We start from the raw sequence: 24,020 nt of genomic DNA on the forward strand, positions 1-24,020 counted from the left end.
ACGGCGGATTCTACGCCTTGACGCATCAGTCAGGAAAAAACCTGTGTTAGCGATTTGTAAGCGCTCCCAAGATCACCGCCCCTCCCACAGGGTCCTCCTGTGTTACTTGGATCGCATCCCTGTACACTGCCGATCCGCCAAAGGAGCCTGCCATGCTGATTGTTGCCGACGAAAATATCCCGCTGCTCGATGCATTTTTCCAAGGATTTGGCGAGATTCGCCGGGTGCCCGGTCGTTCCATCGACCGCGCCACGGTCGAGCAGGCCGACGTGCTGCTGGTGCGCTCGGTGACCAACGTCAATCGTGCGTTGCTGGAGGGCACGAAGGTGCGGTTTGTCGGCACCTGCACCATCGGCACCGATCACCTGGACCTCGGCTACTTCAAGCAGGCCGGTATCCAGTGGTCCAGCGCCCCCGGCTGCAATGCCCGTGGCGTGGTGGACTATGTGCTGGGCAGCCTGCAGACCCTGGCCGAGATCGAAGGCGTCGACCTCACCACACGCACCTATGGCATCGTCGGTGCCGGTGAAGTGGGCGGGCGGCTGGTCAAGGTGCTCAAAGGGCTGGGCTGGAATGTGCTGGTGTGCGACCCGCCGCGGCAGATCGCCGAAGACGGCGATTACGTAAGCCTGGCGCAGATCGTCGAGCAGTGCGATGTGATCAGCCTGCACACCCCGCTGGTCAAGTCCGGCAACGGTTCCACCTGGCATTTGCTCGATCGCCAGCGCCTCGAACAGCTTAAGCCGGGCACCTGGCTGATCAACGCCAGCCGTGGCCCGGTGGTGGACAACGCCGCCTTGCGCGAGGTGCTGCTGGAACGCGAAGACCTGCAAGCGGTGTTGGATGTATGGGAAGGCGAGCCCGAGGTGGATGTCGACCTGGCCGACCTGTGCGTGCTGGCCACGCCGCATATCGCCGGCTACAGCCTTGAAGGTCGCCAGCGCGGCACGGCGCAGATTTACCAGGCGTTCTGTGCGCACCTGGGCGAAGTGCCGCGGATTCAATTGAGTGATCTGCTGCCGCCCCTGTGGTTGGCCGAGGTGCACTTGAACGCCGCAAGCGATCCGGCGTGGGCGCTGGCGACCGTGTGCCGCAGCGTGTACGACCCACGCCGCGATGATGCGGATTTTCGTCGCAGTCTTGTGGGATCGGTGGAGCAGCAGCGTACGGCGTTCGACCTGCTGCGCAAGCACTACCCCGCACGCCGTGAGATCGAGGGGCTGAAGGTGCGGATCAACGGCGAATCCGTCGCGCTTTCGCAGATCGTCTCGGCCCTCGGTGCCGAAGCGATTTAACCTCCCATAAAAAACCCGGCCATGGAGGCCGGGTCTGAAAGAGCGTGGGCGCTTCAGCCTTGCTGGGCAGGTTTGACCAGGCGCTGTTCCAGTTCGCTGCAGGCTTGCTGGATCATTTCTTCGGTAATCTGCACTTCACGGCCCTTGGCGTCGATATACGAGCAAGGCAGCTGCTGCGGCTGGCGGATTACTTCAATCTTGGCATCGCTGCTGTTTTGCAAGGTCATGGCCTGTCTCCTCATCAGGTTGTGTACCTACTCTAAAACCCCCGCGTGACCGCGCTGTTACAACTCCCTGCCGGTCACGGGTTCGAACACCCAGTCCACCAGAAACGGCGGTGGATTTCCAGCCGGGCGTTAGACCGATAGCCTCTAGAGGCATGCATCGGCGGGTATAATTAACCTGACTCATTGCTATTTGCCCAAGTTCCCCCAATGTTGAGGATAGATTCTTCATTGGTGATCCCGCTATGCTCTCAGTCCGTCAACGCCGCGCGATTCGCCTGGCCAGCCGTTTTATCGCGCCTTACCGCTGGCAGGCGCTGGGCGCTTTGTTGGCACTGATCGTCACGGCGGGCATTACCTTGTCCATGGGGCAGGGCATTCGCCTGCTGGTCGACCAGGGCTTCATGACCCAGTCACCGCATCTGCTCAACCAGTCCATCGGCCTGTTCATGGTGCTGGTATTGGGCCTGGCGGTGGGCACCTTTGCGCGCTTTTACCTGGTGTCGTGGATCGGCGAGCGGGTGGTCGCGGATATTCGTCGCCAGGTGTTCGACCACCTGATCTACCTGCACCCCGGTTTCTACGAAAACAACCGCAGCTCGGAAATCCAGTCGCGGCTGACCACCGATACCACCTTGCTGCAATCGGTGATCGGCTCGTCGCTGTCGCTGTTCCTGCGCAATGCCTTGATGGTGATCGGCGGCATCGTGCTGTTGTTTGTGACCAACCCCAAGCTCACCAGCATCGTGGTGGTGGCGCTGCCGCTGGTGCTGGCGCCGATCCTGATCTTCGGCCGCCGCGTGCGCAGCCTGTCGCGGTTGAGCCAGGACCGTATTGCCGATGTCGGCAGCTACGTGTCCGAGACTCTCGGCCAGATCAAGACCGTGCAGGCGTACAACCACCAGCGGCAGGACGAACAACGCTTTGCGGTGACCGTGGAGGAAGCCTTCGTCACCGCGCGCAAACGCATTGCCCAGCGCGCCTGGCTGATTACCCTGGTGATCATGCTGGTGCTCGGCGCCGTGGGTGTGATGTTGTGGGTGGGCGGCATGGATGTGATCAGTGGGCGCATTTCCGGCGGCGAGCTGGCGGCGTTTGTGTTCTACAGCCTGATCGTCGGCAGCGCCGTCGGTACGTTGAGTGAAGTGCTGGGCGAATTGCAGCGCGCTGCCGGCGCAGCCGAGCGCATCGGTGAGTTGTTGCAGTCCACCAACGAAATCCAGGCGCCCGCCACCGATGCCGTGAAATTGCCGGAGCGGGTCAGTGGGCGCATGGAACTGCAGGACCTGCGTTTTTCCTACCCTTCAAGGCCTGACAGTTACGCCATCGACGGCCTGAGCCTGAGCATCAACCCCGGTGAAACCCTGGCTCTGGTTGGCCCTTCCGGCGCCGGCAAATCGACGATCTTCGACCTGCTGTTGCGCTTCTACGACCCCCAGCACGGGCGCATCCTGCTCGAAGGGCAGGCGCTGACCGAACTCGACCCCATGGACCTGCGCCGTCACTTCGCCCTGGTATCGCAGAGCCCGGCGTTGTTTTTCGGCAGCGTCGAAGAAAACATCCGCTACGGCAACCCGAACGCCACCCGCGAGCAGGTCGAAGCCGCCGCGCGCATTGCCCACGCCCACGACTTCATCCTGCAAATGCCCAACGGCTATCAGACGCATCTGGGCGATGGCGGCATGGGCCTCTCGGGCGGCCAACGCCAACGCCTGGCCATCGCCCGCGCGTTGCTGGTAGATGCTCCGATCCTATTGTTGGACGAAGCCACCAGCGCCCTCGATGCCCAAAGCGAGCACCTGATCCAGCAAGCGTTGCCGCAGTTGATGCAGGGGCGTACCACGCTGGTGATTGCACATCGATTGGCCACCGTGAAGAACGCTGATCGGATTGCGGTGATGGACCAGGGCAAGCTGGTGGCGGTGGGCACGCATCAGCAGTTGATTGCGAGTAATCCGCTGTATGCACGGTTGGCGGCGTTGCAGTTCAGTGATGGGGCTGAGGCGGAATGAAGCTGCGGTTAGCCTGTTCCTAAGGCATCATGTGACCTTTCGTTATTGAACTGGATGAGGACATGAGCCGTTATCAACCTCCGTTGACACTGACTACAAAGATGCTGGCTCTGGTCGCCGACATCAGTGAGCAGATCGGTCAACTTTCAGTCGGTGATGATAATCGTCAGACGCCTCAGTTAAGGCGTGGCAATCGAATCCGCACTATCCAGGCCTCGCTGGCTATCGAGAACAATACCCTTAGCGTCGAGCAAGTGACTGCTGTTCTAGAGGGTAAGCGGGTGTTGGGCTTGCCTCGGGAAATCCAGGAAGTGCGTAATGCATTTTCTGCCTACGAGGCGATGCCGCAGTGGGCTGTGGGTGATCGTGCTGACCTGCTTAAGGCGCATGAACTGCTGATGTTTGGATTGATCGATGATGCCGGACGGTTTCGCCAGTCGGGCGTCGGCATTTATCGTGGCGAGCAGTTAGTTCATATGGCTCCGCCGGCAAGTCGCGTGACGCATTTGATAGATGACTTGCTGCAATGGCTATCTGTTTCTGATTGGCATCCGCTGATCGCGAGCTGCGTGTTCCACTACGAGTTTGAATTTATCCATCCATTTGCGGATGGCAATGGGCGGATGGGGCGTTTATGGCAAACCTTGATCCTTAGTCAGTGGCGGCCTGTATTGGCTTACTTGCCGGTGGAAGCGGTGATTCGGGAGCAGCAGGACGCCTACTATGGCGCGCTGTCGGCGGCCGATCAGCGAGCCGAGGCGACTCCCTTCGTTGAGTTCATGTTGCAGGCGCTGAGTCTGGCGTTGGCCGAAGCGGTGCAAAGCGAACGTCCGGCGGTTCCATAAAAATGCCCGCATCTCTCAATGCGGGCACTCCTCTTGAAGCTTCAAACTTGCCGCTTGAAGCTGCGCCTCTTACTGATCATCAAAATACCGCTCATGCCAATCCACCAACGGCTGTGGCGAATTGAGCTTTTGCCCGTAGATCACCGAATAAGACAGCACGTTCTGCACATACTGGCGGGTTTCGTCGAAGGGGATGCTTTCCACCCATACGTCGAAACTCAGGTGATCCGCCCCGCGCAGCCACTGGCGCACGCGGCCGGGGCCTGCGTTGTAGGCGGCGGAGGCGAGCACGCGGTTGCCGTTGAACTGGCTGTGCACCTGGCTCAAGTAGGCGGCGCCGAGCTGGATATTTTTGTCCGGGTCCAGCACCTGGGCCGGGGAGGCCAGCGGGATGCTGAACTTGCGTGCGGTGTCCCTGGCGGTGCCGGGCATCAGTTGCATCAGGCCGCTGGCGCCGACGCCGGAGCGGGCGTCGTCCATGAAGGCGCTTTCCTGGCGGGTGATGGCGAATACCCAGCTTGAATGCAGGCCGCGGACCTTGGCTTCGCGCACCAGGGTGTCGCGGTGGGCCATTGGGAAGCGGATGTCCAGGTCGTCCCAGTACTGCGCCTGGCTGATGGTGCGGATGGCCGGGAAATACCACTTCATGTCGTAGGCCAGCTTGGCCTGGGCGACCATCTCGTCACGGTTGAAGTGACGGCTGACGTGATACCACTCGCGGCGGCCGTCCACCACCTGACCACGCGCATAAAATTCCAGGGCGCGACGCACGCCGGGGGTGTTACGGACCTTGTTGATCAGCGCCTGGCTCATCACCAGCGGCTTGTTGTTCAACTGATACGGCGCCTTGGAACGGTCGGCGGCAAGGAATCCGTAGAAGTCCCGCTCCCGCGACAGGTTCTTGTACAGCACCAGGGCTTGCGGGTTTTTCGGCTCGGCCAGTTCCAGGCTGCGGGCCTGCCAGTAGCGCCAGCGGTTGGTGGTGGCCAAGTCTTGTGGGAGTTTACGGGTCAACTGGTAGGCATCTTCCCAACGGGCCAGGCGCAACAGCAGGCGCAGGCGCCATTCGGAAACGGTGTTGTCGCGCAGTTCGGGATCGTACTGGGTCATGACTTCAAGGGCGCGCGGGTCGAAGCGCTTGGCCAGGGTCAGGCCGATTTCGCGGGCGATCGACACTTTTTCGTCACGGGAGAAGTGCATGCTGCTGGCATAGCCGTCGAGCAGGGCCATGGCCTTGTCCGGGTCCTGGCGCGCCAGGCGACGCAGGCCCAGGCCCACGGCGTCCGACATGGCCTCGGTGGCCGGTCGGAAGCGTGACGGGTCGCTGAGCATATCGGGCTTTTGCGCCACGTCCACCATCAGGCGGCCTTGAGCGCCGAGGGTGGGCAGGGTTTTCACCAGGCTGTTGGCCAGCGCGTAGTTGCGTGCTTCGGCGGCGAGTTTGGCGCGGTCCCAGATCTTCTGTTCAGTGAGTTGGCCATCGGAGGCCCACTGGCCAAAGGTGACATCACACGCGGCGGGTTGGGATTTGCCGGTCATCCACAGCTTTTCGGCGGTCTTGTAGCCCTCGGCCTTCAGGTTGTGGGTGAGCTGATACTGGCCGTGCAGGCAATCCAGTTCGACGAAGTTGAGCTTGGAATCGTAGTACTTTTCAAAGGTCTGCCAGTCGCCACGTTCGGCCAGCCAGCGCAACCAGCGCAGTTTCATCCAGTTGGCCTGGGGCAGGTCGCCGTTTTTGGCGAGGAATTGTTCGATTTCCTCGTTGCTCGCGGTTTTCAGCCGCGCGGTCAGTTCGTCATAGGCCAGGTACGGCGTGAGCGGGTAGTCGGCCAGGGCCTGGCTGTATTGCATGTACGGGCCCGTATCGCCTTTGGCGAGGGCGCGTTTGGCTTCATCGTAATATTGACGTTGGGTGGTGAGGTCCACGGCCTGGGCGGATTGAACGGCGGTGGCGGAAAGAAGCAGACAAGATAAAAAGTTGAAAAGGCGACTGCGCATGAGACGTCCGTGCAGAGAAATCACGACTAGCACCGGCACCGCCGACACTGATTGCCCCTAGCTTAGCCTTTTGCCAGCGGCGGGCGAAAGCTTTGCCGGGCGGTTCGTTCAAGTTCGCCAGAAATGTCCTACAGAACGTATCAGCAGTGAAAATGCGGGCCGCATCCCACCCTCAACTCAGGTAGAATGCGCGCCCAGTTTTTGGAGAAGCGTATGACCCTGCTCAAATTCAGCGATGTGTCCCTTGCTTTCGGCGCTATGCCGTTGTTGGACAAGGTGTCCTGGCAGATCGCCCGTGGTGAGCGGGTGTGCATCATCGGCCGCAACGGCACCGGCAAGTCCAGCATGATGAAGCTGGTCAAAGGCGACCAGAAGCCCGATGAAGGCTCTGTCTGGCGCGCGCCAGGCCTGAAGATCGGCGAATTGCCGCAGGAATTGCCGGTGGCCGACGAACGGACAGTGTTCGACGTGGTTGCCGAGGGCCTGGACGGCGTTGGCGAACTGCTTGCGCAGTACCATCATCTGGCGCAGAACTGCGTCACCGAAGAGGACCTGGACAAACTGATGCACGTCCAGCAAGACCTTGAGGCCCGTGACGGCTGGCGTCTTCAGCAACTGGTCGACAGCACCCTGAGCCGCCTGCAACTGCCGGCCGACAAGACCCTCGCCCAGTTGTCCGGCGGCTGGCGTCGTCGCGTGCTGCTGGCCCAGGCCCTGGTGTCCGAGCCCGACCTGCTGCTGCTCGATGAGCCGACCAACCACCTGGACATTGGCGCGATTGCCTGGCTGGAAGAAGCGCTCAAGGATTTCCAGGGCGCCGTGCTGTTCATCACGCACGACCGTTCCTTCCTGCAAAACCTGGCCACGCGCATCCTGGAGCTGGACCGTGGCGGCCTGATCGACTGGAACGGCGACTACGCCAGCTTCCTGGTGCACAAGGAAGCCGCGTTGTCCGCGGAAGAAACCGCCAACGCGTTGTTCGACAAGAAACTGGCCCAGGAAGAAGTCTGGATCCGCCAGGGCATCAAGGCGCGCCGCACCCGTAACGAAGGCCGCGTGCGTGCGTTGAAAGCGTTGCGTGTCGAGCGCAGCGAACGCCGCGAGCGTACCGGCAAGGCCAATATCCAGCTGGATACCGCCGACAAATCGGGCAAGCAGGTGATGGTGCTGGAGAATGTCAGCTTCCATCATCCGGACGGCCCGTTCCTGATCAAGGACTTTTCCATGGTCCTGGCACGCGGCGACCGTATCGGTCTGCTGGGCGCCAACGGCACCGGCAAGACCACCTTGCTCAAGTTGATGCTCGGTGGTCTGCAACCGACCAGCGGCAGCGTGGAAGAGGGCACGCGTATCGATGTGGCCTACTTCGATCAGTTGCGCCATCAGTTGGACCTGGAAAAAACCGTGATCGACAACGTGGCCGAAGGCCGCGATTTTATCGACATCGACGGTCAGAGCCGCCATGTGTTGAGCTACCTGGGCGATTTCCTGTTCAGCCCGCAGCGTGCGCGTACGCCGGTCAAAGCCTTGTCCGGTGGTGAGCGTGCGCGTTTGCTGCTGGCCAAACTGTTCAGCAAACCGGCGAACCTGCTGGTGCTCGACGAACCGACCAACGACCTCGACGTGGAAACCCTTGAACTGCTGGAAGAGGTGCTGTTGACCTTCAACGGCACGGTACTGATGGTCAGCCACGACCGGGCATTCCTCGACAACGTGGTCACCAGCACCCTGGTCTTCGAAGGTGAAGGCAAGGTGCGCGAGTACGTCGGTGGTTATCAGGACTGGCTGCGCCAGGGTGGTTCACCGCGCCTGCTGGGTGTGACCGAGAGCAAGTCCGGCAAGGCCGACTTGAACTCGGCGGTGGTGGCACCTGCCGCTGCTGCCGCACCGGCACAGGAAGCCGCGCCCGCCGCCAAGAAGAAACTCAGTTACAAGCTGCAACGGGAACTGGAAGCCTTGCCGGGTGATATCGACGCCAAGGAACAGCAGATCGCCGCGGTAGAAGCAGAAATGGCCGACGCGGGTTTCTACCAGCGTCCTGCGGCGGAAACCGCCAAGGTCATCGCTTCGCTGGAGGCGTTGAACCAGGAGCTGGAAGTGCTGGTTGAGCGTTGGGCTGAGTTGGATGCCTGATTGATTCGCGGGCAATAAAAAAGCCCGGCGCTCTTCTATGAGCGCCGGGCTTTTTCATATGAAATGCGGTTTAAATGTGGGAGGGGCAAGCCCCCTCCCACATTTTGATCTTCAGTGGTCTTATGAACTCTTGACCAGCTTCACCGCCAGCACATCACATGGCGCGCCATGCAGCACATCATTGGCAGTAGAACCCAGCAACAACGCCAAACCGTGACGACCATGGCTACCCACCACGATCAAGTCGCAAGCCTTTTCCTTGGCCAAGTGGTGGATTTCCTGGCGCGGTTGGCCGTATGTCAGGTGGCAGTTTTCCTTTTTCAGATGCGGGTATTTGAGAATCAAACGGTCCAGGCGCTCCTTGGCCTGGTCAAATTGTTGTTGCTGCAACTGGGAAAGGTCCATCGGTACGTCACCGCCAAAGGCCATGGCCATGGGCTCGACGATATGCACCAGCGATAGTACGGCGCCATTGGCCAATGCAGATTCCTGCGCGCGCTTGATCACCGGATCGCACTCTTCGGTCAGGTCGACAGCGACCAGAATATGTTGGTAGGGCATGAGGCGTTCCTCCAAGGGACTGCAATAAGTTCAGTATGGCTGCTTTCAAGCGGATGGGGTTGCGTCAGGTCAAATCCGCTCATCTAGAAATTCGGGAGTACACATATGACGGTGTGGATAGTGGTGTCAATCCTTGCGGTGGTTTTAAGCCCCCTGGCCTGGCTGCGCCCGTCGCGTGGGCAGAGCGGGCGCATGGCCCTGCGCATGGAGGCGCGACGTATCGGCCTGGCCATGCAACTGGCGCCCCAGGAGTGGCCGCACTGGCTCAAGCAGGAGCCGCCAAGCCCCTGTGCGCAGTATTGCCGGCCACGGCGCGGCAGCACACCGTCGATCTGGAGTTATTGGCAGTTGGAGCCGGGTGTGTGGGTCAACCAGTGGCGCGAAGTGTGTGTGGATGAGAAGTTGTTGCCGCATTTTGCGACGTTGCCGGCCAACGTTTACAAGGTGGAAGCTGACACGCAAATGATCGCTTTGTATTGGGGCGAGAAGGGCGAAGCAAGTGATTTGCTGGCCATTGATGCCCTGCTCAAGGCCTTGGCTTGATTAAAAGCAGCAGGCAATAAAAAGCCCGACATCATCATCGGGCTGGAGTTGGCCAGGCAGGCCGGTAAATCAGTGTTTGTCGCGTCGGATGTTCATCCAGGCGCGTTACGGTTGTCGCTAGCCTAGCGGCATATCCGGTTCTGTACAGTCCTTTGCCAAATCTTTTCAATTATTGATTTCATGAATAATGCGATATTGACGCGGCGCGTGCCTGGGGGCAGGTTCTGAAAATGACTGGAAAGTCGCCTTTTTCCTGGCCTTTCGGGCGATTGACAATTGCCTGGAATTGGATGAAGGTGGCGTACCCAAATCAAACGGGCGTATGAATTGAGCGTTTGTCTGTCAGACCGTTCATACAGAACCCCGACTATCGCATTGGCGGGTGTGCCTGGCGGATTGGCGTGAGCATTGATGCAACTGTCAATGTCAAACCAGAGGCCAGCGTCCAGTGTGTACTGTTCAGCTTCCATATCGTGGAGATCAGTTGATGATTTACGAAGGTAAAGCCATCACGGTTAAGGCTCTTGAAAGTGGCATCGTCGAATTGAAATTCGACCTCAAGGGTGAGTCCGTCAACAAGTTCAACCGTCTAACCCTGAATGAACTGCGTCAGGCCGTAGACACCATCAAGGCTGATGCATCGATCAAAGGTGTGATCGTCTCCAGCGGCAAGGACGTATTCATCGTCGGCGCTGACATCACCGAATTCGTCGACAACTTCAAGCTGCCCGATGCCGAGCTGGTGGCTGGCAACCTCGAAGCCAACAAGATTTTCAGCGATTTCGAAGACCTCAACGTGCCGACCGTTGCCGCGATCAATGGCATCGCGCTGGGCGGCGGGTTCGAGATGTGCCTGGCTGCGGACTTCCGCGTCATGTCCGCCACCGCCAAAATCGGTTTGCCGGAAGTGAAACTGGGCATCTACCCAGGTTTCGGCGGCACCGTGCGCCTGCCACGTCTGATCGGCGCGGACAACGCGATCGAGTGGATCGCCGCCGGTAAAGAAAACCGTGCCGAAGACGCGCTGAAAGTCGGTGCCGTCGACGCTGTGGTTGCCCCGGACAAGCTGGCTGAAGCCGCTCTGAACCTGATCAAAGGCGCCATCAGTGGCGAATTTGACTACAAGGCCAAGCGCCAGCCGAAGCTGGAAAAACTCAAGCTCAACGCCATCGAACAAATGATGTCGTTCGAAACCGCCAAGGGTTTCGTGGCCGGCCAGGCCGGCCCGAACTACCCGGCGCCGGTTGAGGCGATCAAGACCATCCAGAAAGCCGCGAACTTCGGTCGCGACAAAGCCCTGGAAGTGGAAGCGGCAGGCTTCGTCAAACTGGCGAAAACCTCGGCTGCCCAGAGTCTGATCGGCCTGTTCCTGAACGATCAGGAACTGAAGAAAAAAGCCAAGGCCTATGACGAAATTGCCAAGGACGTGAAACAGGCTGCCGTACTCGGCGCCGGTATCATGGGTGGCGGTATCGCCTACCAGTCGGCGTCCAAAGGCACGCCGATCCTGATGAAAGACATCAACGAGCACGGTATCGAGCAGGGCCTGGCGGAAGCCGCCAAGCTGCTGGTGGGCCGCGTTGATAAAGGTCGCATGACCGCTGCGAAAATGGCTGAAGTGCTCAACGGCATTCGTCCTACGTTGTCCTACGGCGATTTCGGCCATGTCGACCTGGTGGTCGAAGCGGTTGTCGAGAACCCGAAGGTCAAGCAGGCGGTATTGGCTGAGGTGGAAGCCCAGGTCAAAGACGACACCATCCTTGCCTCCAACACCTCGACCATTTCCATCTCGCTGCTGGCCAAGGCCCTCAAGCGTCCGGAAAACTTCGTCGGCATGCACTTCTTCAACCCGGTGCACATGATGCCGCTGGTGGAAGTGATCCGTGGCGAGAAGTCCAGCGAGCTGGCCGTTGCCACCACCGTTGCCTACGCCAAGAAAATGGGCAAGAACCCGATCGTGGTCAACGACTGCCCGGGCTTTTTGGTCAACCGCGTGCTGTTCCCGTACTTCGGCGGTTTCGCCAAGCTGGTCAGCGCCGGTGTGGACTTCGTACGCATCGACAAAGTGATGGAAAAATTCGGCTGGCCCATGGGCCCGGCGTACCTGATGGACGTGGTCGGTATCGACACCGGCCACCACGGTCGCGACGTGATGGCTGAAGGCTTCCCGGACCGCATGAAGGACGACCGCCGCTCGGCTGTCGACGCGCTCTACGACGCCAAGCGCCTGGGCCAGAAGAACGGCAAGGGCTTCTACGCCTACGAGACCGACAAGAAGGGCAAGCAGAAGAAAGTCGCTGATCCTTCGGTGCATGAGGTACTCGCGCCAGTCATCTACGAGCAGCGTGAAGTGTCCGATGAGGACATCATTAACTGGATGATGATCGCCCTGTGCCTGGAAACCGTGCGTTGCCTGGAAGACGGCATCGTCGAGACCGCCGCCGAAGCCGATATGGGCCTGGTGTACGGTATTGGCTTCCCTCCCTTCCGTGGCGGTGCGCTGCGTTACATCGACTCGATCGGTGTGGCTGAATTCGTTGCCCTGGCTGATCAATACGCTGATTTGGGCCCGCTGTACCACCCGACCGCGAAGCTGCGTGAAATGGCCAGCAATGGCCAGAGCTTCTTCGGTTAAGCGCCCAAACGACTAGAGCGAGAATATTTATGAGCTTGAATCCAAGAGACGTGGTGATTGTCGACTTCGGTCGCACACCGATGGGCCGCTCCAAGGGCGGCATGCACCGCAACACCCGTGCCGAAGATATGTCGGCACACCTGATCAGCAAACTGCTGGAGCGCAACGTCAAGGTCGACCCGAACGAAGTCGAGGACGTGATCTGGGGCTGCGTCAACCAGACCCTGGAGCAGGGCTGGAACATCGCGCGCATGGCTTCCCTGATGACGCAGATCCCGCACACCGCGGCCGGCCAGACCGTGAGCCGCCTGTGCGGTTCGTCGATGAGCGCGCTGCACACGGCCGCCCAGGCGATCATGACCGGTAACGGCGATGTGTTCGTGGTCGGCGGCGTGGAGCACATGGGCCACGTCAGTATGATGCACGGCGTTGACCCGAACCCGCACATGTCCCTGTATGCGGCAAAAGCGTCGGGCATGATGGGCCTGACCGCGGAAATGCTCGGCAAAATGCATGGTATTACCCGTGAAGCCCAGGATGCATTCGGCGTGCGCTCCCACCAACTCGCCCACAAGGCGACCGTGGAAGGCAAGTTCAAGGATGAAATCATCCCGATGAACGGCTACGACGAGAACGGTTTTCTGAAACTGTTCGACTACGACGAGACCATTCGTCCGGATACCACCCTGGAAAGCCTGGCGGCGCTCAAGCCCGCCTTCAATCCAAAGGGCGGCACCGTGACGGCCGGTACTTCATCGCAAATCACTGACGGTGCTTCGTGCATGATCGTGATGTCGGCGCAGCGTGCCCAGGACCTGGGCATCCAGCCACTGGCCGTGATCCGTTCGATGGCGGTGGCGGGTGTGGACCCGGCGATCATGGGCTATGGTCCAGTACCGGCCACACAAAAAGCCTTGAAGCGCGCGGGCCTTTCCATCTCCGATATCGACTTCTTCGAGCTCAACGAAGCTTTCGCCGCACAAGCCTTGCCAGTGCTGAAAGATTTGAAAGTGCTCGACAAGATGAACGAGAAGGTTAACCTGCACGGCGGTGCGATTGCCTTGGGCCACCCATTCGGTTGCTCCGGTGCACGCATTTCTGGCACTTTGCTCAATGTGATGAAGCAAAATGGCGGCAACCTCGGGGTAGCCACCATGTGCATTGGTCTTGGCCAAGGCATTTCCACCGTCTTCGAACGCGTCTAAGCGTTGAGTTGACGGAAGCCGGGGCCCAGTGCCCCGGTTTTTGTTTTTGGGTTTTTTTGTATTTTTTTAACAAATTTTCTAAGAGGGCCGGAGCATGAAAGTTGAACCAGGGCTCTACCAACATTATAAGGGGCCGCAGTACCGTGTTTTCAGTGTGGCGCGGCACTCCGAAACCGAAGAAGAAGTGGTGTTCTACCAAGCACTGTATGGCGAATACGGTTTTTGGGTGCGCCCCTTGAGCATGTTCCTGGAGTCCGTCGAAGTTGACGGCGAGCAGGTCCCGCGCTTTGCTTTGGTCCAGGCCGAACCCAGTCTTTTTTCAGGGCAATAACGGCAGGTCGCGCAGAATGCTGCGCTTGACCTCACCCGGTTGCCACTATATATAGCGTTGCCGCGTCAGGCGCCAACTGCCTTTCACTTCTCGAATTCAGGAATTTTCCGATCCATGGGCAAATCGCTGGTCATTGTGGAATCCCCGGCTAAGGCCAAGACCATCAACAAGTACTTGGGTAACGAGTACGTGGTGAAGTCGAGTATCGGCCATATCCGAGACCTGCCCACCAGCGGTTCGGCTAGCGCCAGCAAGGAACCAGCCGCCAAGCGCGGCAAGGCGGCTGCGGGCGAAGGTCCGGTGCTCACGCCTAAAGAGAAAGCGCGCAAGCAGCTCGTCTCGCGCATGGGCGTAGACCCGGACCATGGCTGGAAGGCCAAGTACGAAATCCTTCCGGGCAAGGAAAAGGTCATCGAAGAGCTGCGCCGGCTCGCCAAAGATGCAGACACCATCTATCTCGCAACGGACTTGGACCGCGAAGGGGAAGCCATTGCCTGGCACCTGCGCGAAGCCATCGGCGGCGACGACAGCCGCTACAAGCGCGTGGTGTTCAACGAAATCACCAAGAAAGCCATCCAGGAAGCCTTCTCCAAGCCGGGCGAGCTGGACATCGACCGCGTCAACGCCCAGCAGGCCCGGCGTTTCCTCGACCGCGTGGTGGGCTACATGGTTTCGCCGCTGCTGTGGGCGAAGATCGCCCGTGGCCTGTCCGCCGGCCGTGTGCAATCGGTAGCGGTCAAGCTGGTGGTGGAGCGTGAGCGCGAGATCCGTGCGTTCAACCCAGAAGAATATTGGGAAGTCCACGCCGACCTCGGCACCGCCAAGGGCGCCAACGTGCGCTTTGAAGTGGCTCGCGAGAAAGGCGAGGCCTTCAAGCCGCTGAACGAAGCCCAGGCCATGGCCGCGCTGGAGAAGCTCAAGGCCTCCAGCTACAGCATCGTCAAGCGCGAAGACAAACCGACCAGCAGCAAACCGTCGGCGCCGTTCATCACCTCCACCCTGCAGCAGGCCGCGAGCAACCGCCTGGGTTTTGGTGTGAAGAAAACCATGATGATGGCCCAGCGTCTGTACGAAGCCGGTTACATCACCTATATGCGTACCGACTCCACCAACCTGTCGTTGGACGCGGTGGCGATGGCGCGTACTTATATCGAGAGCGAATTCGGCAAGAAGTACCTGCCGGAGAAGCCGAACGTCTACAGCAGCAAGGAAGGCGCACAAGAGGCTCACGAAGCGATTCGTCCTTCCGACGCCAACACCACGCCCGCCAAGCTGAGCGGCATGGAGCGTGACGCTGAGCGCCTCTACGAGCTGATCTGGCGCCAGTTCCTGGCTTGCCAGATGCTGCCGGCGCAATACCTGTCCACCACCGTGAGCGTGGCGGCTTCCGACTTCGAGCTGCGTGCCAAGGGCCGTATCCTCAAATTCGACGGCTACACCCGCGTGATGCCACAGATCGCCAAGCCTGGCGATGACGACGTGCTGCCGGACATGGCCCAGGGCGACACGTTGAAGCTGATCAAGCTCGACCCGTCGCAGCACTTCACCAAGCCGCCGGCGCGTTACTCGGAAGCCAGCCTGGTAAAAGAGATGGAAAAACGCGGTATCGGTCGTCCTTCGACCTACGCAGCGATCATCTCGACCATCCAGGACCGTGGCTACGTGGCGCTGCACAACCGTCGTTTCTATTCGGAAAAGATGGGCGACATCGTTACCGAGCGCCTGTCCGAGAGCTTCTCCAACCTGATGGACTACGGCTTCACCGCCGGCATGGAAGAGAACCTCGATGACGTGGCCCAGGGCGAGCGCGACTGGAAAAACGTGCTCGACGAGTTCTACGGCGACTTCAAGAAGAAACTCGAAGTGGCCGAAAGCCCTGAGAGCGGTATGCGTGCCAACCAGCCGGTGATGACGGATATCCCGTGCCTGACCTGCGGCCGGCCGATGCAGATTCGTACCGCATCCACCGGTGTGTTCCTGGGGTGCTCGGGCTACAGCCTGCCACCCAAAGAGCGCTGCAAGGCCACCGTCAACCTGGTGCCGGGTGATGAAATCGCTGCCGATGACGAAGGTGAGTCCGAGTCGCTGGTCCTGCGTGGCAAGCACCGCTGCCCGATCTGCAGCACGGCGATGGACGCCTACCTGCTGGATGAAAAGCACAAGTTGCATATCTGCGGTAATAACCCGGATTGCAATGGTTACGAGATCGAAGAGGGGACTTACCGCATCAAGGGCTACGAAGGTCCGAGCCTGGAGTGCGACAAGTGTGGCAGCGAGATGCAGCTCAAGACCGGCCGTTTCGGCAAGTTCTTCGGCTGCACCAACCCGACCTGCAAGAACACCCGCAAACTGCTCAAAAGCGGCGACGCGGCGCCACCGAAGATGGACCCGGTGAAGATGCCTGAGCTCAAGTGCGAGAAGGTCAACGACACCTACATCCTGCGTGATGGTGCTTCGGGGTTGTTCCTGGCCGCCAGCCAGTTCCCGAAAAACCGCGAGACCCGTGCACCGCTGGTGCTGGAGATCGTGCCGCACAAGGACGAGATCGATCCGAAGTACCACTTCCTGTGTGAAGCGCCGAAGAAGGACCCGGATGGTCGCCCAGCCGTGATCCGCTACAGCCGCAAGACCAAGGAGCAGTACGTGCAGACCGAAGTGGACGGCAAGCCTACCGGCTGGAAAGCGTTCTACGACGGCGGCAAGTGGAAGGTCGAGGACAAGCGCCAGGGCGCTTGATCCACCGGATACGCTGACCTGACGCTTGAATGTGAGAGGGGGCTTGCTCCCGATAGCGGTGCATCAGTCGACATGTGTATGACTGATGCACCTCTACCGGGAGCAAGTCGAATCGTCGCACCGCCCCTCCCACATTTGGATCTGTTTGCTTCTGAAAGTAGAGTGTTGACCTGCATAAGCAGCCGTTCATGGCACTTGCAGTGCGCTCGGCTGATCCGTGACACTGTTCAGCCAGCATCCTGCCTATTCGTTGTGGAGATTTGCCGTTATGGCCAACGAACTCTATACCCGTACCAATCAGAAAATTTACTTTGCGGGTTTGTCCCTGGAAGCCCTCGGCCGGGCCGAGGAAGGGAAGGAGATGAATGCTATTGCGCTGGTCCAGGCAGGACGTGAAGCGGCGTTGTTCCACTTGTACGGCGCCTTGCTGGGCTTGTGCCATGAGATCGCCGGGTTCTACCGTCTGCCACAGGCCGGTTCGCCGCGTGCGGAAATGATCATGAACAGCGAAGTGCTGGCGTCCATGGCCATCCCCGAACTGGCTGAACTGGTGGAAATGGCTCAGAGCCCCGACAGCTGGGTGGCGCGTTTGCTCAAGGCCCATGCTGATATGTTCCAGCCACCAAGGGTTCCCCATGTGCCCAAGGGCGACGTGACCCAACCGCTGATCGTGGCGGTGACGTTGGAGGAGGAAGAGCCCAAGCCCCTGAGTCGGGAGGAGTTGGAAGGCTGGCGGCAAGAGCTGAAGAAGATGGCACTGCGCTTTCGTGAAGGTCTTAACGAGTGTTAATAGCGGCTCGGACTCAAAAAGCACCGTTCATCAAGCTGTAAAGAAACCTGTTCAGATCCTCAGCGAGGCTGGGTGTATGACTGATATAATCCCGGCCTTTCGTGGAGAACAGACTTTTATGCCGACGTCCTTTCTGGAAATTGTTGAACTGCCTGACGGTCGAATCGAGCTGCGCCGGGCCGAGGACGAAGGTTCTCTGGTTATCCTGGATTTTTCCGAAGACGCAAAAGTGTTTTTGCAGGGCCAGCACGTTGAAGTGGCAAAAGCCATGTTGAGCGTGGGTGTGCAGATGGCCGGACGGCTGGCGGAAGGCGAGCCGGAGAAAGAAGACGGGCCGCGGGTTCTGCACTGAGTCGTGTGAGGAATGAGCTTACTGCTGAGCCTGGTTTTCTGTGCTGAACCTGGCCTCAGATGAACTGACTTCTGTGGACACTGGCTCGTTTTGGTGAATTGGATTGCTGTGGTGAACTGGCTTATTGTGGTGAGCGGGCTTGCCACGCGCTGGGCTGCGAAGCGGCCCCAAACCAGGCACCGTGGACTACCTGATATATCGCATTCATCTTTTGGTTAGGGCCGCTACGCGCCCCAGCGCGGGGCAAGCCCGCTCACCACAACAAGCCTGCTCATCGCACAAACCCCCTCATCACAGGCTGCCCTTCATCGCAGGGCTGGTCGTTGGTGCATCAATTATCCCAATCGAATATTCAAGCTCTGCGCATCGCCCAAACGTGCAGCACTGATCAACTGCTGCTTGGCCGTCGCATTCAGCGGATTCAACCAGCTCACCACTGTATGGCTACGCCCCAGGCGCAATGCTTCACAGGTCAACTGCTGGGCGCTTTGTGCGCCGCGTGGTTGCAGCAGCAGGATGCGCTCACGGTTGAGGCCGGCGTCCCTCAGCCAGGCCTGGGTGAGGCTGGCTGGCGGGGCGATCAGCGTCAGCCACCGTGCATCCTGCTCCTCGCTCAACTCACGCAGGATGGGCGCCAGCAGGCTCAGGCAGCTTCCGGCAGCACCGCGCAACGACAGCTCACTGAACGCCTCAGGCTCGGCGCCCCAGGGCGCTTCGACCGTCTCCTTGAGGATAGGCGCAAGAGGTTGGGCCATAAAGGCTTCGAACAGCGACAGTTGTGTGTGTTGTGGGGTGTGCACGATCTGCATGATGCCTCCTTTAGCGACGAATAACGCCGACACTCAAGCCTTCGATCACCAGGTCCTGATCTTTCAGGTTCACTTCAATCGGGGCGAACTCAGGGTTCTCGGCCAGGAGCCAGACCTTGCTGCCTTCGCGCTTGAAGCGCTTGACGGTGACTTCATCGCCGATACGGGCGACGACGATTTGACCATTCCGGGCTTCACGGGTGGTGTGAACGGCCAGCAAGTCACCATCAAAGATGCCCACGTCTTTCATGCTCATGCCATGGACCCGCAATAGGTAATCGGCGCGCGGATGGAAGAAGGTCGGGTTGATGTTGCAGGATTCCTCGACGTGCTGCTGCGCCAGGATCGGCGCACCGGCTGCAACGCGGCCGATGATCGGCAGGGTCGATTCGTCGGCCTTGGCTTCGAAGCCAGGGATGCGAATGCCGCGCGAAGCGCCAGGGGTCATCTCGATCGCGCCTTTGCGAGCGAGGGCCTTGAGGTGCTCTTCGGCGGCGTTGGGGGACTTGAACCCCAACTCCAGCGCAATCTCGGCTCGCGTCGGCGGATAGCCGTTGTCATCGAGGCAGCGCTTGATAAAAGCCAGAATCTCAGCTTGGCGTGGCGTCAGTTTTAGCATGTTGATCGCTCTGTCTTTTTATACAGTGACTGGGATTATATACAGTGAACTGCGCTTGGCAATCATCCTTTTTCGGGACTCCGCTGGACGGTCGTTCTTTATCCGTCCTACAAGGTAGAGATAGCGCTGCCTACAGAGCTGGAAGGATGTGATTAAATAGCGCTGAAATAGATGACTGCCCAGCCGCAAAGCGAACCTGCAGACTTGACAAGACACACCCTGAAACGTATGTTTCAAACAAGTGTTTGTCAGGCGGAGTAGCCATGGCCCAGTCGGAAACCGTTGAACGCATTCTCGATGCTGCCGAGCAATTGTTCGCGGAAAAAGGATTCGCCGAAACTTCATTGCGGCTGATCACCAGCAAGGCCGGGGTCAACCTTGCCGCGGTGAACTACCATTTCGGCTCGAAAAAAGCCCTGATCCAGGCGGTGTTCTCGCGCTTTCTCGGGCCGTTCTGCGCCAGTCTCGATCGTGAGCTGGAGCGTCGCCAGGCCAAGGCCGACCACAAGCCCAGCCTGGAAGAACTGCTTGAAATCCTCGTTGAGCAAGCCTTGGTCGTCCAGCCACGCAGCGGTAATGACTTGTCGATCTTCATGCGCCTGTTGGGCCTGGCGTTCAGCCAGAGCCAGGGCCACCTGCGCCGCTACCTGGAAGACATGTACGGCAAGGTATTTCGCCGCTATATGTTGCTGGTCAACGAAGCCGCCCCACGTATTCCACCGATCGAGCTGTTCTGGCGCGTGCACTTCATGCTCGGTGCGGCGGCGTTCAGCATGTCCGGTATCAAGGCGTTACGTGCGATTGCCGAGACCGATTTCGGCGTCAACACCTCCATTGAGCAGGTCATGCGCCTGATGGTGCCGTTCCTCGCCGCCGGCATGCGCGCCGAAACCGGCGTGACGGACCCGACGATGGCGGCTGCGCAGTTGCGTCCACGCAGCAAAACCGTGCCGGTTCCCGCCAAGGTTTGACCGCTGCGGGTGTGCGCGGCCGCTTGCATCCGCTAAGCTAGCCGCCATGCCGATTTCAGCTATTTACCCGCAACCCATTGTGCTTGCCGTGCTTGCCGCGCGACGTCGGCGCACTGGGTTGTGGGCGTTATTTAAGGAAGGTTTATGACTGCTGCCCTGCAAGGTTCTTTGATGGTCGACATCGCCGGTACCTGGCTGACGGCCGAGGATCGCCACCTCTTGCGCCAGCCTGAAGTGGGTGGCCTGATCATTTTTGCGCGCAATATCGAGCACCCGCGCCAAGTACGGGAACTGAGCGCGGCGATTCGCGCGGTGCGCCCGGACTTGCTGCTGGCGGTCGATCAGGAAGGCGGCCGCGTGCAGCGCCTGCGCCAGGGCTTTGTGCGCCTGCCGGCCATGCGCGCGTTGGCGGATAACCCCAATGCCGAATACCTGGCCGAACAATGCGGCTGGATCATGGCCACCGAAGTGCTGGCCGTCGGCCTGGACCTGAGCTTTGCCCCGGTGCTGGACCTGGACTATCAGCGCAGCGCCGTGGTCGGCACCCGATCCTTCGAAGGCGACCCCGAGCGCGCCGCCGTGCTCGCCGGTGCATTTATCCGTGGCATGAACAGCGCCGGCATGGCCGCTACCGGCAAGCACTTCCCCGGTCACGGTTGGGCCGAGGCTGATTCCCACGTCGCCATTCCCAATGACGAGCGCAGCCTGGAACAGATTCGCGCCAACGACCTGGTGCCTTTCGCACGCCTGAGCAAGCAACTGGCGGCGGTGATGCCGGCGCACGTCATTTATCCGCACGTCGATAACCAGCCCGCCGGCTTCTCGCGCCGCTGGCTGCAGGACATCCTGCGCGGTGAGCTGCAGTTTGATGGGGTGATTTTCAGCGATGACCTGTCCATGGCCGGTGCCCATGTGGTCGGCGACGCGGCCAGCCGGATTGAAGCGGCGCTGACTGCCGGTTGCGACATGGGCCTGGTGTGCAACGATCGTGCAGCGGCCGAGTTGGCGCTGAGTGCGGCGCAGCGCATGAAGGTCACACCGTCTGCTCGTATTGCGCGGATGCGCGGGCAAGCGATTGCTTCGACGCAGTACAAACAGGATCCGCGTTGGCTGGCAGCGCTTGCCGCGTTGCGGGCTGCTCAGTTAATTGACTGAAGACTGAGTCGCGCTCATCGTGGGCGAGTTCCCTCCCATATTTGTATGTATTCGCCATCAAAGGGGGGGAGGAGCGGTGCGGCGATTCGACTCGTCCCCGATGGCGATCCGACCGTCATCGCTTCTCTTGCTTGTTGGGCAGCGGCGCAAACAACGCCTCGATCTCCTCGTTGCCCAATTGCCAATCCCCGGTGGTACGCCCATCCAGCACACCCGCCGCCAGGTCGGATTTTTCTTTCTGCAGGTGCTGGATTTTCTCTTCCACTGTGCCCCGCGCAATCATTTTGTAAACGAACACCGGCTTCTCTTGCCCGATGCGATACGCACGGTCGGTGGCCTGATTTTCCGTGGCGGGGTTCCACCACGGGTCGTAGTGGATCACGGTGTCGGCTTCGGTCAGGTTCAGGCCGACGCCGCCTGCCTTCAGGCTGATCAGAAAAATCTGCAGTTTGCCACTTTGAAAATCCTTCACCGGCGTGCGCCGATCACGGGTCTGGCCAGTGAGTAACGCGTAGGCAATCCCGCGTTTTTTCAGTTCGGCTTCGATCAGGCTCAGCATCGAAGTGAACTGCGAAAACAACAGAATCCGCCGGCCTTCGGCAAACAACTCGTCGAGCATCTCCAGCAGGCTGTCGAGCTTGCCCGAGCTGCTGCCCCGGGCGGGCGGGGTGGCGTCGTTGACCAGGCGCAAATCACAGCAGACCTGGCGCAGTTTGAGCAGCGCTTCAAGGATGATGATCTGGCTGCGCGCCACGCCCTTGCGGGTGATCTCGTCGCGGACCTTTTTATCCATGGCCAGGCGCATGGTTTCGTATACGTCACGCTGTGCTTCGTTGAGGTCGACCCAGTGGATGATCTCGGTCTTGGGCGGCAATTCCGTGGCCACCTGTTCCTTGGTGCGGCGCAGCAGGAAGGGTTTGATCCGACCGTTGAGGTGCTGCAATCGCACGTCACTGGCGCGTTTTTCGATGGGCACGCGGTAGTCGCGGTTGAAGCTTTTCACGTCGCCCAGCCAGCCCGGCAGCAGGAAGTGGAACAACGACCACAGCTCGCCCAGATGGTTTTCCAGTGGCGTACCGCTCAGGCACAGGCGTTGCCGCGCGTTCAGCTCGCGTGCCGCCTGGGCCGCCTTGCTGGACGGGTTCTTGATGTACTGGGCTTCATCGAGGATCAGCACATGCAAGGGCAGGGTGGCGAGGTGGTCGATGTCCTTGGGCAGCAGGGCGTAGGTGGTCAGCAGCAGGTCGTAGTCCTGCAGGTTGGCAAAATGTTTCTTACGCCCGGCACCGTACAGTGCCAACACGTTGAGCTGTGGGGTGAAGTGCGCCGCCTCGTCGAGCCAGTTGGGAATCAGGCTGGTGGGCATGACCACCATGCACGGCCGGTCCTGGCGCCCGGCGATCTTTTCGCTGAGGATATGCGCCAAGGTCTGCAGGGTTTTGCCCAGCCCCATGTCATCCGCAAGAATTCCGCCCACATCCAGTTGGCGCAGCGACTGCATCCAGCTCAAGCCTTCCAGTTGGTAAGGGCGCAAGGTGGCGTTCAAGCCTTCGGGCGCCACGCAGGTGAAGTCCTTGATATCGCGCAGGCGCTGGGCAAAGTTGCGGATCTTCTCGCCACCTTCCCATTGCAGCGGCAGGTCTTCCAGCGGGTTGAGGCGAATGGCATCGGCCTTGGCCAGGCGCAGCGTGGTGGTGCCGGCCTCTTGCAGGTAAAACTCACCGAGGGTTGCCAGCACTGGTTTCAGGCGGCCGTAGGGTAGCGCCACTTGCAGCGGGCCGTGACCGTTGGGCAAGCCGGGGATGTTGACCAGGATCAGCTCGTCATCGCGGCGCCGCGCGACTTTTTCCGGGTTGAGGATCTCGGTGTGGGAGCGCATCAGGTTGAGCAGGATCGGCAACAGACTCAGTCGCTCACCGTTGACGATGATCCCCAGTTCCAGGTCAAACCAGTCACGCTCAGGCCCTTCATCAACGGTGGCGTACCAGTCGTCGACCGGGCTCAGGTCGAAGCCGAAGTCCTCATCGATCTGCAACTCCCACCCCTCGCTACGCAAGGTGGGCGATGCGTTGAGGGTGAAGTTCAGCCAGGCGCTGTCATTGACCATCTCGAACAGCTCGCCGGCGCTTTCCGGCAAGGCCTTGCTCTGGCGCGTGGCGATCTTGAAGCCCAGCAGGCGCAGTTGTTCGCGGTAGGGCTGCTCCAGCTCGGGATGGCGCTTGATGCGAAGGCTCCGGGTTTCCTCGCGCACAATAATGTCGGCGTTCTTCTGGCCGCTGACATAGTTGCCCCGATAATTGAACGACAGCGCCGCACGGTGCTGGATATAGCGCTGCATCTTGCCATTGCGCGGTTCGAACGCACTGAATTCAACGCTGGCCAGCCACAGGCGCGGGATCGGCAGCGCATCCTCTATCACCACCTGCGGCAGCACTACACGGTTATCCAGCACGGCCTGGAGTTTTTCCAGCAGTTCGGCATCCTGCGCCGCTGCTGGATAGGCCAGGGTTTCCTGGACCTTGAGCAGCACGGCCGCGATGTGTTTGCAGTTGGTGTGCACCGGGCAGGTGCAGCGGCTGTCCACCAGGATCAACAGGCCCTTGGCGGATTCGCGCAGGGAGATGGTTTGCCGATAGACGTTGCCGCCCGAGCCTTCGCAACTGGCGATGATGGTGCTGTCGCCGGATTCGACGATACGCACGCGGTTCTCCAGGGCATAACGTCGCCCGCGCTCCAGGCTCTGCTCTTTGAAGCGATTGGCCCACGAAGGGGCCAGGGGTTTGGTCAGCGACGGCGTCAGGGGCAT

18 protein-coding genes and 1 pseudogene are annotated in these 24,020 nt (G+C 60.1%); 13 read left to right on the plus strand and 6 right to left on the minus strand.

Features of this window, described 5'->3' with window-relative positions:
- Window positions 1-152 precede the first annotated feature (152 nt).
- Window positions 153-1,295, plus strand: coding sequence for a 4-phosphoerythronate dehydrogenase PdxB (gene pdxB, locus PSH66_RS08040; protein ID WP_305428679.1), 1,143 nt, complete (start codon window positions 153-155; stop codon window positions 1,293-1,295).
- Between the two features lie 53 nt (window positions 1,296-1,348).
- Here the strand turns inward: pdxB and PSH66_RS08045 are convergent, their stop codons facing one another.
- On the minus strand, window positions 1,349-1,522 hold the full coding sequence (locus tag PSH66_RS08045; protein WP_014717504.1) for a PA1571 family protein: 174 nt from the start codon (window positions 1,520-1,522) through the stop codon (window positions 1,349-1,351).
- 242 nt (window positions 1,523-1,764) lie between these two features.
- Here PSH66_RS08045 and PSH66_RS08050 point away from each other — a divergent pair, with 242 nt between their 5' ends.
- Both PSH66_RS08050 and PSH66_RS08055 read left to right on the plus strand, forming a co-directional pair.
- Entirely contained in the window at window positions 1,765-3,531 is a 1,767-nt protein-coding gene (locus tag PSH66_RS08050) for an ABC transporter transmembrane domain-containing protein (protein ID WP_141064522.1), read from the plus strand.
- Between the two features lie 62 nt (window positions 3,532-3,593).
- A pseudogene (locus PSH66_RS08055) lies at window positions 3,594-4,358 on the plus strand (Fic family protein); the annotation flags it as partial.
- A gap of 87 nt (window positions 4,359-4,445) precedes the next feature.
- On the opposite strand, the gene PSH66_RS08060 reads toward PSH66_RS08055, so the two are convergent.
- Entirely contained in the window at window positions 4,446-6,374 is a 1,929-nt protein-coding gene (locus tag PSH66_RS08060) for a transglycosylase SLT domain-containing protein (protein WP_042944346.1), read from the minus strand.
- A 213-nt stretch (window positions 6,375-6,587) separates the two neighbouring features.
- Here PSH66_RS08060 and PSH66_RS08065 point away from each other — a divergent pair, with 213 nt between their 5' ends.
- A complete protein-coding gene (locus PSH66_RS08065; protein ID WP_003172562.1) occupies window positions 6,588-8,507 on the plus strand; it encodes an ATP-binding cassette domain-containing protein in 1,920 nt (639 codons plus the stop codon).
- A 120-nt stretch (window positions 8,508-8,627) separates the two neighbouring features.
- Here the strand turns inward: PSH66_RS08065 and PSH66_RS08070 are convergent, their stop codons facing one another.
- Window positions 8,628-9,068 carry a universal stress protein gene (locus PSH66_RS08070; protein ID WP_305428680.1) on the minus strand — a complete coding sequence of 147 codons (441 nt, stop codon included), beginning with the start codon at window positions 9,066-9,068 and terminating at the stop codon, window positions 8,628-8,630.
- Between the two features lie 105 nt (window positions 9,069-9,173).
- Here PSH66_RS08070 and PSH66_RS08075 point away from each other — a divergent pair, with 105 nt between their 5' ends.
- The 7 genes from PSH66_RS08075 (at window position 9,174) to PSH66_RS08105 (ending at window position 17,660) form a co-directional block, all read left to right on the plus strand.
- Window positions 9,174-9,611, plus strand: a complete 438-nt coding sequence (locus tag PSH66_RS08075) for a hypothetical protein (RefSeq protein ID WP_003172564.1) — start codon at window positions 9,174-9,176, stop codon at window positions 9,609-9,611.
- 487 nt (window positions 9,612-10,098) lie between these two features.
- Window positions 10,099-12,246 carry a fatty acid oxidation complex subunit alpha FadB gene (gene fadB, locus PSH66_RS08080; RefSeq protein WP_141064524.1) on the plus strand — a complete coding sequence of 716 codons (2,148 nt, stop codon included), beginning with the start codon at window positions 10,099-10,101 and terminating at the stop codon, window positions 12,244-12,246.
- A gap of 29 nt (window positions 12,247-12,275) precedes the next feature.
- Entirely contained in the window at window positions 12,276-13,451 is a 1,176-nt protein-coding gene (gene fadA, locus PSH66_RS08085) for an acetyl-CoA C-acyltransferase FadA (protein WP_003172567.1), read from the plus strand.
- Window positions 13,452-13,545: 94 nt separating this feature from the next.
- Window positions 13,546-13,782, plus strand: a complete 237-nt coding sequence (locus tag PSH66_RS08090; protein WP_003172568.1) for a DUF1653 domain-containing protein — start codon at window positions 13,546-13,548, stop codon at window positions 13,780-13,782.
- Window positions 13,783-13,896: 114 nt separating this feature from the next.
- The gene (gene topA / locus PSH66_RS08095; protein WP_305428681.1) at window positions 13,897-16,518 is read left to right on the plus strand and encodes a type I DNA topoisomerase; all 2,622 of its coding nucleotides are present in this window, start codon (window positions 13,897-13,899) and stop codon (window positions 16,516-16,518) included.
- 268 nt (window positions 16,519-16,786) lie between these two features.
- Complete coding sequence (locus tag PSH66_RS08100) at window positions 16,787-17,308, plus strand: DUF6586 family protein (RefSeq protein ID WP_141064526.1); 522 nt, start codon at window positions 16,787-16,789, stop codon at window positions 17,306-17,308.
- Window positions 17,309-17,426: 118 nt separating this feature from the next.
- Window positions 17,427-17,660 (plus strand): hypothetical protein, encoded by a 234-nt coding sequence (locus tag PSH66_RS08105; protein ID WP_010212068.1) that lies wholly within the window; start codon window positions 17,427-17,429, stop codon window positions 17,658-17,660.
- A 335-nt stretch (window positions 17,661-17,995) separates the two neighbouring features.
- On the opposite strand, the gene sulA is transcribed toward PSH66_RS08105, so the two are convergent.
- Window positions 17,996-18,469 (minus strand): SOS-induced cell division inhibitor SulA, encoded by a 474-nt coding sequence (gene sulA / locus PSH66_RS08110; RefSeq protein ID WP_003172574.1) that lies wholly within the window; start codon window positions 18,467-18,469, stop codon window positions 17,996-17,998.
- A 10-nt stretch (window positions 18,470-18,479) separates the two neighbouring features.
- Window positions 18,480-19,088, minus strand: coding sequence for a transcriptional repressor LexA (gene lexA / locus PSH66_RS08115; protein ID WP_003172575.1), 609 nt, complete (start codon window positions 19,086-19,088; stop codon window positions 18,480-18,482).
- A gap of 263 nt (window positions 19,089-19,351) precedes the next feature.
- Between lexA and psrA the strand changes: the two genes are divergently transcribed.
- A complete protein-coding gene (gene psrA / locus PSH66_RS08120) occupies window positions 19,352-20,059 on the plus strand; it encodes a transcriptional regulator PsrA (protein WP_003172576.1) in 708 nt (235 codons plus the stop codon).
- Between the two features lie 144 nt (window positions 20,060-20,203).
- Window positions 20,204-21,214 carry a beta-N-acetylhexosaminidase gene (nagZ, locus tag PSH66_RS08125; RefSeq protein ID WP_141064528.1) on the plus strand — a complete coding sequence of 337 codons (1,011 nt, stop codon included), beginning with the start codon at window positions 20,204-20,206 and terminating at the stop codon, window positions 21,212-21,214.
- 115 nt (window positions 21,215-21,329) lie between these two features.
- On the opposite strand, the gene PSH66_RS08130 is transcribed toward nagZ, so the two are convergent.
- The gene (locus tag PSH66_RS08130; RefSeq protein WP_003172578.1) at window positions 21,330-24,020 is read right to left on the minus strand and encodes a DEAD/DEAH box helicase; all 2,691 of its coding nucleotides are present in this window, start codon (window positions 24,018-24,020) and stop codon (window positions 21,330-21,332) included.

Origin of the sequence: Pseudomonas sp. FP597 (assembly GCF_030687435.1) — a bacterium.
Lineage (GTDB): Bacteria > Pseudomonadota > Gammaproteobacteria > Pseudomonadales > Pseudomonadaceae > Aquipseudomonas > Aquipseudomonas lactucae.